The organism is Vibrio sp. 10N.286.52.C3 (assembly GCF_041468865.1).
Lineage (GTDB): Bacteria > Pseudomonadota > Gammaproteobacteria > Enterobacterales > Vibrionaceae > Vibrio > Vibrio crassostreae_C.
On sequence record NZ_JBFRJM010000031.1, the window covers coordinates 13,510 to 25,118 of the forward strand.

At 43.3% G+C, this 11,609-nt stretch carries 8 protein-coding genes; 4 read left to right on the forward strand and 4 right to left on the reverse strand.

All coding sequences use genetic code 11. The features are described from left to right. Positions 1 to 20: 20 nt before the first annotated feature. Both mngB and mngA read right to left on the reverse strand, forming a co-directional pair. The gene (gene mngB, locus AB4138_RS13200; protein WP_372306290.1) at positions 21 to 2,660 is read right to left on the reverse strand and encodes a mannosylglycerate hydrolase; all 2,640 of its coding nucleotides are present in this window, start codon (positions 2,658 to 2,660) and stop codon (positions 21 to 23) included. A 236-nt stretch (positions 2,661 to 2,896) separates the two neighbouring features. Further along, positions 2,897 to 4,831 carry a PTS 2-O-a-mannosyl-D-glycerate transporter subunit IIABC gene (mngA, locus tag AB4138_RS13205; protein WP_004731291.1) on the reverse strand — a complete coding sequence of 645 codons (1,935 nt, stop codon included), beginning with the start codon at positions 4,829 to 4,831 and terminating at the stop codon, positions 2,897 to 2,899. 318 nt (positions 4,832 to 5,149) lie between these two features. On the opposite strand from mngA, the gene AB4138_RS13210 reads away from it, so the two are divergent. From AB4138_RS13210 to dcuC, 3 genes are all read left to right on the forward strand, one after another. Beyond that, on the forward strand, positions 5,150 to 5,866 hold the full coding sequence (locus AB4138_RS13210) for a GntR family transcriptional regulator (protein ID WP_372306293.1): 717 nt from the start codon (positions 5,150 to 5,152) through the stop codon (positions 5,864 to 5,866). Positions 5,867 to 6,322: 456 nt separating this feature from the next. Beyond that, the gene (locus tag AB4138_RS13215; protein ID WP_133151380.1) at positions 6,323 to 6,574 is read left to right on the forward strand and encodes a hypothetical protein; all 252 of its coding nucleotides are present in this window, start codon (positions 6,323 to 6,325) and stop codon (positions 6,572 to 6,574) included. Between the two features lie 377 nt (positions 6,575 to 6,951). After that, positions 6,952 to 8,319 carry an anaerobic C4-dicarboxylate transporter DcuC gene (gene dcuC, locus AB4138_RS13220; protein WP_017062608.1) on the forward strand — a complete coding sequence of 456 codons (1,368 nt, stop codon included), beginning with the start codon at positions 6,952 to 6,954 and terminating at the stop codon, positions 8,317 to 8,319. 202 nt (positions 8,320 to 8,521) lie between these two features. On the opposite strand, the gene AB4138_RS13225 is transcribed toward dcuC, so the two are convergent. Both AB4138_RS13225 and narQ read right to left on the reverse strand, forming a co-directional pair. Next, positions 8,522 to 9,154 carry a response regulator gene (locus AB4138_RS13225; protein WP_372155612.1) on the reverse strand — a complete coding sequence of 211 codons (633 nt, stop codon included), beginning with the start codon at positions 9,152 to 9,154 and terminating at the stop codon, positions 8,522 to 8,524. Beyond that, positions 9,141 to 10,871 carry a nitrate/nitrite two-component system sensor histidine kinase NarQ gene (gene narQ, locus AB4138_RS13230; protein WP_372306296.1) on the reverse strand — a complete coding sequence of 577 codons (1,731 nt, stop codon included), beginning with the start codon at positions 10,869 to 10,871 and terminating at the stop codon, positions 9,141 to 9,143. Before narQ ends, AB4138_RS13225 begins: the two co-directional genes overlap by 14 nt. A 253-nt stretch (positions 10,872 to 11,124) precedes the next feature. Here narQ and napF point away from each other — a divergent pair, with 253 nt between their 5' ends. Then, on the forward strand, positions 11,125 to 11,604 hold the full coding sequence (gene napF / locus AB4138_RS13235) for a ferredoxin-type protein NapF (protein ID WP_017067052.1): 480 nt from the start codon (positions 11,125 to 11,127) through the stop codon (positions 11,602 to 11,604). Positions 11,605 to 11,609 lie beyond the last annotated feature (5 nt).

Here is an 11,609-nt window from a genome sequence, read left to right on the forward strand (position 1 = left end):
AGGTGAGCGGGTTATCGAAATTAGAATTTGATTTGGAATGTTTTTGCTTGGCAAGGTGCTATCTGGCCGAACTCTTCAGATGCTACATCACCTTCGCGTACGCGCTCGTCCATGCTTGTCTCTTTCCAGCTTGAAACCGCTTGAGTAAAAGAGATTGAATCCGATACTGAACCCGATTCTGCCGGGTTGTAGACACGCATGATCAGTGCATCTTCGTCTTCCGCTTTCTTCAGCACACTCAACACCGCGCCTGATTGTTGCTTAGACAGAAGGCTAAAACTCATCGGTAGGTTCTGCTCACCCACGTTGAGCTTCATCGCGTTGTAAGGGATCTTGTTGTAGCATTCGATTAGAGTGACATTGTCACGTGCTTGCGCCATGATGTTCGCGTCAATATGGTTACCAGAGAAGCCACACAGTGTGAATTCACACACTAATTTGCCGCGCACTTGTGAATCTGGGGTCGGGATCTTGATACCAGAAGGACGCCCCGGACGAAGCAATAGCTCTTCTTTACCCAACACGCCAATACCACGGAATAGTGTCAGTGCGAAGGTATCTCTATTTTCGTCACCTTTAGATGCAATCACTTCAAATTCACGCAGACCATTCGACATAATAGCCATACCCGCTTTGCCGTTTTCTAGCGCAGCAAAGTTCATTAACTGATACACAGGAACCGGTGCTTCTTTCCACTTCTCTTTTTCCCAAACCGCCATTGCAGGGTCATTGGTTGGTCGAGTAATACAACCGAACTGGTTATCTGCTACCACAGTTTCAGAAATAAATGGCGTAGGTACTAATACACGTACACGGTGGTCGTCGGCTTGGTTGTCCAATTCCATACGGACTTCGATGCGGCGAGAACCTTGCTTCAATACCACTTGGCATTGCGCTTCAACGAATCCATTTTGACCCGTGCGTTCTTCACGCTCTGTAAGGTTTGCTGGCACGTTCATGCGGAAAGCGATGTTTGCTACCGATTGGAAACCTTGGTGGTCAATTGATGTTTCTACCGGGAATTCATCAGAGTACAACAGCCACTCTTGACGAGATGGAGAGTAATCGTACTCATCGCCGTCATCAGAACCATCTTCTAAACGAAGTGCTTGGTCGAATACTTGCTCTGTCTCTTTATCGAAAATAGTCAGAGTACCGTTGTCGTTTACATTAATTCGGTAGTATTCGTTCTCTAGCAAGTAGTCTTTCTGCTCTGCGACTTTAACTGCGCCCTTCTCATTACCTTGGATGTGTAACGTGGTGAAACCCATCGCTGGTACAGTGCGTTTGATTTGAATATCAAACTCCATGAAAGGGTCGTAGTTGCCGTAGTGAACGATTTGACGGTCTACTTTACCTGGGTCGATTTGGCGCTTGTCTTGGATGAAGTATTCAACTGGGTTTTCGTTTTCATCAAAGATAGAAAATTCTTGAGCACGGATAGTGATGGTTGTGTTCACCACTTCTTCACGCTCATACGGAGAAAGGTTAAACATCGCCAGTTTGTCGCAACCTTCGCGATCCGGCATATGGTCAACGATTTTACGTTTGTAGAAGTGGATTAGGTTTGTCGCCATGTCGTCCGCAAGGATGTAACGGTTTAGGATTTCAGCGTGTACCTTGTCTGAACAACAGCAACCAATAGAGTCATGAGCATGGTTCTTCATGCTCTCTTTCCACATTTTCTCAATCAAACCGTGGTGATATTCGAAACCTAATGTCCAAGCGATAGACGCTAGAGGTTCTAGGATGTTTACAATCTTGTTTTCGATTTCCGCATGGATCAGTTTGATGTCCATACGCGTAGACGAAATAGTACGGTGAACACGCATGTATTTACCGTCGTTGAATTCGCCTTTAATTGTGTCGAGTTGGTCGCGTGCTGCTTCTACTTTTTCGAATACTTCTTCAAAGCGGCTCATTGAGAATTCGCGATCTGGGTAGATTTCGCGAAGTTTGTCCATTACTTCAAAGATGTCTTTTTGAATCGGCATTTGGTCGTGGCCGTTCGGTAGCAAGATATCTTTAGTCACCGATGGCTTTTCTAGCACTGGGAAGTACTTATCTAAACGAGCACGCAAGCCTTCTTCGTCTTGTGGAAGGTATTTACCAATCGCGTAACCCAGCGGAAGCACTTGTGCCGTTACTTCACTGCCGTCATTAGACTGCCATAAGAATTCTGTTTTGTTGGTGCCATGACGCTCTGAACAACCACGCCAGAACATTGCACGCGTGATGTCGAAGCCGTTGTAGATCATTGGCAGCTGTGAGCTCATGCTAAATGAATCTGGTAGGTAACCAATCTTCATTGCATCGCCAAACTTCATACAGTCACGAATACCATACATCATGTTGCGTACAATTGACTCACCAGAAACTTGCATTGTGTCGGTTTGAGAATACCAAGGGCCAATAATTAACTTGCCCGCTTCAACCAATGCTTTTACGCGCTCTGTGTTTTCTGGTTTGATTGCGAAGTAGTCTTCTAAAACGGCGGTTTGACCATCTAGAACGTAGTATTTGTATTCTGGATCGCTCTCCAGACGGTTCATGATTTCTTCCATGTTGTTCACAAGAAGAATACGAGACTCTTCTGTTGTGAAATACCATTCACGATCCCAGTGCATGTGAGGAGTAATATGTACGCGTGATGTAGTCATAATCATTTACCTAAATGTGTCGCTTCGAGTAAAACTAAAGTTCGAACCCAAATACGACTAAATTAAATTTTTTCAAGGGGTTAAAATTGGCTGTCACTAAATTTAGGGTGCAGAAAACCACGCCCAGAATCTGTGTGAATAAAACCGTTAGGAGCACAGGTATTTAGGACAGCCAGTTGTTTGTTATTTTTTATATATTGATTTCGCAGTGAGTTAGGAGCTAACTCAAAATTCAGTTAGTTCTGTGTTGCAGTACTTGCTTCAAACTTACCCTTTTTTACAGCGTGACCACGCCACATCAGAAGAGTAACAGTTGAAATCACTGTGCCGACAATCGCAGCACCGAACCAGATTGCAGCAGCAGAGAATGCGCCCAAACCTGAATCGTGTAACAAGAAGATAGAGAAAATACCTGCACCCGGAGTCGATAGACCGATACCTGCCGCACCAACCATCGCGCCTGTAACCACAGAGCCTAGTAGGAATGAACCGATTACACGGATTGGATCTTCAATCGCCATTGGGATTGCACCTTCGGTAATACCCGCTAGGCCAAGTAGCCATGTAGATTTACCGGTTTCAATCTCAAAGTCTTTGAATAGGCGTGGAGCAATCATGGTTGAAGCCGTTACGGTGAACGCCGATACCATTTTTACTGAACCAAAGATTGCGTATGGGCCATAAACACCGTTCGCCATTGCACCTAAACAGAATGCGTAAGCGGCTTTGTTTACCGGACCACCTAAGTCGAATGATACAAAAAGACCAAGAATCGCACCCAATAACAGCGCATTGGTGCCAGACATACCGTTCAACCAGTCCGTTAGACCTTGGTTTAGGAACGCTACAGGTTTACCTATAACAAATAGCATCAAGCTACCTGCCACCAAAGTACCGATCACCGGATAAAGGTAGAAAGTAAGGAAGCCGTTAAACGCAGGGCCTAAGCGAACATGCTCTTTTACCCAACGCATCACGTAACCAGCAATCAAACCACCAACAACACCGCCTAGGAAACCAGAGCCAATGATGTTTGCTGCAATACCTGCGGCAAAACCAGGACCAAGTGCCGGTTTATCTGCTAATGAGTAAGCTGTGTAAGCCGCCAGTACTGGCACCATCAATGTACCCAGTAGGCCGCCACCTAGTTTGCGATACATCCATAGCCAAGAATCTTTTGTTGCGTAGAGCTCTTGCAGGTCAAAAATTTGCGCGATAAGAACAGCAACCGCAAGAACAGTACCACCAGCAACGATAAGAGGAACCGCGTAAGAAATACCAGAAAGCAGTGCTTGTTTAAGCTCAGTTTTCAACGGTAGTTTCTTCGGTTTGTCATCGGTAGCAACTTTACGTTCTGCACCGTTACCTTTTTTCGACTCTTCAATCGCTTCATTAAGAATGCGTTCACCGTGCTTAATCGGTTCTGCAACTGGGGTTTCAACACGAGGAATGCCATTAAAGCGCTCAGATTCTTTAATCGCAACTTCAGCAGCAAACACACACGCTACAGCATTATTAAGTTGTTCCGCAGTTAAGCGATCTTCAATACCGTTTGCGCCCTGCTTTTCAACATGAACCTTGTAGCCAAGCTTTTTGCCGGCTTTTTCTAGGTATTCTGCCGCCATATAAGTATGAGCAATACCTGCAGGGCAAGCAGTAACGCATACAATTGTCGGTGCATTTGTATCTAAGTTGTCTTGTTTTTCTTCTTGTTGATTGTCGCCATCAAGAAGCGCAAAGATTTCTTCAGCCGTTGTCGCTTTTAATACCGCTTCGCGAACATCGTCGTCAACCAATGTAGTTGTCAATGCAGTGAGCAGATGCATGTGGGTAGAACCCGCTTCTGCATTTGGAATCGCAATTAGGAAGATAAGATTTACATCTTCGTCTTCATCCAAGCCTTTCCATTTCATGTCTTCTTTAAGCGTTGCTACAGCGAAGCCAGCTTCTTTAACCGCGTCAGTCTTGCCATGCGGTACTGCTAGGCCTTCACCAAGCGCTGTCGGGCCTTGCTCTTCACGAGCAAATACTGCATCAAGGTACTCTTGCTTGTTATGCAGTTTGCCTTGCTGATCCAGTTGGTCAGCAAGTGCGTAAATCGCTTCTTCTCGACTGCTAAACGTAGTTTGCAGATTTACGAGCGACTTATTCGTTAGAGTAGTAAGTTTCATAACCTTTGTCCCATAGTCACGGATTAGTACGACAGTCGTCCCTGTCGACGAGATGAATAATACAACTTCAAGACATTTAATCCGTGATCACGATCTCATCAATACATATTTGTATTTAATTTGTATTTAAAACTGTATTGGTAAATCCTTTAAGAAAGCTTGTTATGTATCGTTTAATTTGTATTATATGTACTACAAAACGCCAATACGATGCTCACACTAACCTTTAAAGCAAAGCTTATATAGAGCAAATTTACGTATTTAAGGTACAGGTTGTTAATCAAAGTCTAGTTGTCCTAGCGCACAAATGAGGCAAAAATGGCAAGACTCCCTATGTATCGCCAAATCGCCGATGCAATAAGAGAAAAGATCAGTTCTGGAGAATATAAAGTTGGAGAAGCACTCCCAACGGAAGCGCAATTGCGTGAAGTATTCCAGGTAAGCCGCGTAACGGTTAGGCAAGCACTGAAACTACTGATCGAAAACGATGAGCTTGAAAGCGTTCAAGGCAGCGGCACTTACGTAAAAGAGAACAAGATCAATTACGACATCTACAAACAGTCGAGCTTTCAAGAAAAGTGGGCGCATTTGGATGTGGTTACACACAGTGAAGTTCTGGCCTTCGAAATGAAGCCGTGTTCTTTGGCGATGTCTGAACATTTAGATATCAAAGAAGGCGAATTGGTTTTCTACGTAAAACGTGTTCGTTTCATAGACAACAATCCAATCACGGTTGAAGAAACTTGGTTACCTGTTGCTCTATTCCCAGATCTCACCTATCAAGTGATGCAGACATCAAAATACGACTTTATTGAGAACACCAAAGGCATGGTGATTGATCGAAGTGAGCAGGAATTGGTACCGATTCTTCCGCCTGAAGACGTTGCTAAACAGTTAGGTATTGACCCAGCTCAGCCTATCATTGAAAAACGTACTCGCGGTTACCTCGCCAATAACACTGTATTTGAATACAGCCGCAACTACTTCACGTCTAACGATTACCGATTCACTTTGGTCGCAAGACGCCAGAGATAATGCTCATCAGCGAGTTCAGATAATAGCAAAATGACCAACACAGAGAGCGCCTTGTTCTCTGTGTTTCTATGCTGTTAAATCAATCATAAAACCAACTTTCCTACCCAAATATTCCTAAACCAATATCAAGTAACCTCACGAAAGATCATTCACATTCATTTAAATACTGTTCTGGCGCTTTGACCATAAACTAAGCGCCAAATTACAAGAACAACAGTCGACAGGAATGTAGATGAATACCAAACAACTTGAGGACGCTGTAAGTGAAGTGAGCTTATTCAATCAGCACCTCCACTTAATCCAATCCGTGCATACCATTCCGACCCCAAAAATTAATTGGGAGTCGATTGCGATGGAGCCTGCGCCGACAATGCCAACGGTTCGATTCGATCACTGTCTACTCATCAGACTAACACTTAGTTCGTCGTGTTAAATCACTTTATATACAAAACCATTATGTCGAAACACACTATCTCACGAACATCGCACCCATTAGCAAATACAATTTCATACACACGATTCCTACCAAAGCTACCTTTAGTTCTAATCGCTTTCTCTATGCCCCTATTCGCAGAAGAAGTTGAAGAAGTGGTACTCGAGGACGAAGTCGTATTAAATGAAGGTTCTGAGTTAAACGAAGAAGCTGAAGAATCGCCTTATTATAACTTGTGTTTTAGCGCTTACTTATGGGAAGTAAGTAGGCGTTAAACATAAGTAATCTTTAAATGTAAGTAAGCTTAAAAGCTAAGATTCTCACCTCTTTACTCCGATAAACACCCACTTCGTTACACGTTTCCTTCCAAAGTACAAAAAATACTCGCGATTTATAAAACAACACCACCATATGCAAATAGAACAACCAAAGGTGATCCAAGTTATATTCTAACAAGCCACAAAATTTGTTTATTAACATCTAAACAACAGTAGTTATTCACGATTTACAACCACAATTAACATCGAAAAAAATGTTTGTCTTAGATCATATCAACCTCAACTATGCCTCGTGCCACAGTGCAGTTTTCTGTACATTCATTGTCATATTCTGAAACACTTTCTTATATTTTTTAAACTTTGTGGAGATTTCTATGTTAGAGCTCTTGATCGGATTAGTGATTACTATTGCTGTTGGTTACTTTATTGTAAAAGGCTATAAAGCGGCGGGTGTATTACTAACTGCTGGCCTTGCCCTACTTCTTATCACCGGCCTTATTGGTCACACAGTCTTACCAGCTAAGGTAGCTTCAACAGGTAACATGGTTACCGACTCACTAGAATTTGTTAAATACATGCTTCAGTACCGCGGGGGCGGCCTAGGCATGCAAATCATGCTTCTTTGTGGTTTTGCTTCTTACATGACGCACATTGGTGCTAACAACGTGGTAGTGAAACAGTTCTCTAAACCGCTTGCTGCGATCAAATCTCCCTATGTACTTCTTGTTGCGGCTTACATCGTAGCGTGTCTGATGTCTCTAGCAGTAAGTTCTGCAACGGGTCTTGGTGTGCTATTGATGGCAACCCTATTCCCAATGATGACGGCAATGGGTATTTCTCGCCCAGCGGCAGTTGCAGTTTGTGCGTCACCTGCAGCCATCATTCTTTCACCAACGTCTGGTGATGTGGTTATCGCGGCAGAAAAATCAGGCATGTCTCTTGATGTGTTTGCTGTTCAAACGGTACTGCCTGTTTCTATCTGTGCGATCATCGTGATGGCGGGTGCGGCTTTCTTCTGGAACAAATACCTAGATAAGAAAGAAAACACACCAATGGAAAAAGTAGACGTTTCTGAAATCGAAACAACGGCGCCGGCTTTCTACGCTGCACTTCCATTCCTACCTATCATCGGCGTTTTCCTATTCAACGGTCGTACGATTCCAGGGCTTTCACTTGATATCTACACTATTGTGGTAGGTTCTATCTTCGTAGGAGCAGTTATCGATTACGTTGTTAAGAAGTTTGATGGCGAGAAAACACTAGAAGATCTAGACTCTTGCTACCAAGGCATGGCTGACGCGTTCAAAGGCGTGGTAATGCTGTTGGTTGCGGCGGGCGTATTTGCTCAAGGTCTAATGTCTATCGGTGCAATTGATAACCTAATCGGTCTTGCCGAATCTGCAGGCGCAGGCGGCATCGCATTGATGCTTATCCTCACAGGTCTAACGGTTGCTGCGGCAATTGCGACAGGTTCAGGTAATGCACCTTTCTATGCATTCGTAGAACTGGCTCCATCATTAGCGGCGAAAATGGGCTTGAACCCAGCGTTCCTAATCATCCCAATGCTTCAAGCATCGAACCTAGGTCGTACAATTTCACCAGTATCTGGCGTAATCGTAGCGACTTCTGGTATGGGTAAAATCAGCCCATTTGAAGTCGTAAAACGTACGTCTGTACCGGTAATCTGTGGTCTTATTACGGTTATCTTCGGTACGCTTGTATTGGTTCCAATGTCGGCGTAAGCCTTAAGTTTCTAATCTCAAAGAACGAAGAACAAACGAACACCAATACTGAATATAAAATGCGTAAACAAAAAGGCGCTGAACTTAATAAGTTCAGCGCCTTTTTTAATGTCACTTTCTCAACATCGTTAAAACTATCGAGACATGTACAAAATGTATAAACAGTCAGGCTTGAAATAGTGTTATCTCAAAGGAACAAGCCCTACTTCATTTCACCATAGCGTTCTAGATACAGAACCGTTGCAGCGGTACGGGAAGGCACTTGCAGCTTTTTCAACAAGCTTTTCATATGTACCTTAACTGTCGATTCAGAAATAAACAGGTGATCGGCGATCTGCTTATTACGGTAACCTTTCGCGACTTCTTGAAGGATCTGCATTTCACGTTCAGTCAGTTGTTCGAAGATATCATTGCGGCTTCCAGCATCATTTAGGTAACGAGCAACCACACTGCTGTAAGCCTTGTCACCGCTGTTTGCTTGCTTAAGCAGTTCAATTAACTCATCGGGTTCAGTGTCTTTCAACAAGTAGCCATCAGCGCCTGCTTTTACAATCGCTTCAATGTCTGCAGGGCTATCAGAAACCGTTAGAATAACAATGTTTGCGCTAGAACCGTCAGTGCGAAGTGCTTTCAAGGTATCTAAACCAGACATGCCCTTCATATTGAGATCCAAAAGGATCAAATCAGGTTCTTCTTCATGGGCAAGAGCGACCGCTTCAGTACCGTTACTTGCTTCTGCAATCACTTCGAATTCATCTTCAAAGCTCAGTAATTGGCTTATACCTCTGCGCATCAATGGATGGTCATCAACCAGCATTACTTTACAAATCGTCAACTTTAACTTCCTTCAAACTTTTATATTTCAATATGACTGTACAGCCTTCACCTTGAGCCGCTTCAATCGTTAAGTCGCCATTCAGTCTTGCCGCACGCTCCTGCATAATGCTCATCCCATAGTGGTTCATCTTCGAACTACTTGGGTCAAAGCCATCTCCATTATCCTTAATCACGACGAATACTTCACCTTCCTCATCGATACAGCATACATCTATCAAGTCGGCATTGGCGTGTTTTATTGCGTTTATTGTTGCTTCACGAATCAATTGAAGCAAGTGAACCTGACTGTGCGCATCAAGCTCAATCGATGAAAGATTATTGGTTAGGTTAATCTTCGCTTCTGTTCTTTCGCTGAGTTCTTCAAGCATGGTGCTCAAAGCCTCTCCGAAGTTGCCCTCTTTTATCGTCAACCTAAAGGTTGTGAGCAACTCTCGTAACTGAGTATAGGCATCAGCCAAACCGTTACCGATTTCCGACGCTATTTGTTCCGACTGCTCTCGGTGTTGTTGCTCTGGCAGTTTGCCAATCACACGCTTCAGCAATGTCACTTGGATTTTCAAGTACGACAGTGATTGAGCCAGTGAATCATGCAGTTCACGTGCAATTGTTGCACGCTCTTCCATAATAATAAGCTGCTCAGCTTTTTTTTGCGCACGATTATAATAGATAGCTCGCGATAAGAGTTGGATAAAACTATCAATCAGCGTCCTGGTTGAATGGCCATGATGATATGAACAATATAAATAGCCCAAGATAAGCTCATTATCATCCAGCTTCATTTCAAATTTTTCATAGTCTAAGTTCGAGTCGTACCCTTCATCCATAATCAGTGAACGACCTGAGTTGTCTACAATCTCTAGCCTTAACGATTCGATGCCCTCTAAGCTCACGAGGTGTTGGAGGATTGCTCGGAAATTCTCTGGGGCGATACGTGTTACGGTCAGCTCTTGTGAAGAGTGATACAACGCCTGGAGTGATTGGTTAGCGTTTTGTAGCTCAATCGTCTTTGCATCCACCACATCTTCAAGGTTTCGATAAAGCACGCCTAAATCTTTGGCCATCGAGTTGAAGGTTTTGGTCAAAATGCCCATTTCGTTGTTACTGGTCACCTTGAGTTCTACCTCGAAGTCGCTGTTTTTGATTCTTTGGCTCGCACCGACAAGAGCATGTAGCGGTTTAACAACCTGTTTACGTACAAAGTGAACAACAAAAAGAGATATGACCAGAATCCCACCAAGGCCGATACCACCAGCCCACGCTAACTTTATTAACTTGTCTTCAGAGAACTCTTGCAGCTTATAAACGAAGCCATCGATTTCAGCCACGAAGTTTTCAACCAACACGAGATAGTGATCGCGCTCTTCGCTATTCAAGACCTGTTTTAGCTCATGCCAACGGCCGATAATTAAATAGTAATCTTCTGTGATGTCTGTCGGAACATTCCAACTGACCAAATTAGTCATGGATGGCGAGTAAAGAGAACTTTCGAATTCACGAATATGAGATTCATAATCGACAGATTCTATTTGAATATCATGGGCTAAACGGTAGCTTTGCATTCGCATTGAACCGGCCACGTTAACCGCTTCCGCATCATTCAAACTTGAAGCCAAAGTAAAGATGGCAAAGCCAGTCGTAGCAACCGACAACAGCAGTATAGAGAGCAAAGATTTTGCTATCGTACTTGTTACAGATGAAACCGGTTTTATAAGCAAAAGTGCCTTCCTATTGATAAATGACTTGCCAGCGATATCGTATTGTCACACATCAAAAATCATAGCTCCATTCAATATGTGATCACTCGCTCCGTAATTTATTGATCTAAGACAATATATGCCCCCAATTAGCCCTTAGGGGGTATTTATACAATTGTTTCTAAAACTACACTACTTGTGAGGACTCATTACAAGATATTAATAGAATAATGACCTACAATTACAACATCTTAGTAACATCTATAGGTATCTAGTGGTAGATCTATCAAAACGCCGTCTTTTTTCAAGACGAAAAGTTGACTCAAGCCAGATTCGTTTGCCTTGGATTGACAGCCTAGAAAGCTTTACAGATGACTGTACTCGCTGCGGTAAATGCATCGAGAGTTGTGAGACTAAGATAATCATTGTAGGCGATGGTGGTTTTCCCACTGTAGATTTCTCTATTGATGAGTGTACGTTCTGCTATCAATGTGCAGATGTTTGTCCCGAACCCATTTTTAAGCCAAAGCAAGGAGAGCCTTGGCAAGCAAAAGCACAAATCTCTGATAAGTGTTTAGCGCAACAAAATGTTGAATGCCGAAGCTGTGGTGACATGTGTGAACCTATGGCCATTCAATTTCAACTTAGAGCAGGCAGTGTTGCTCTACCAAAAATCAAGTTAGATGAGTGTAGCGGTTGTGGCGCCTGCGTAGCAATTTGCCCTACTTCGGCTATTCTTGTGAGTAATGCATAAAACAA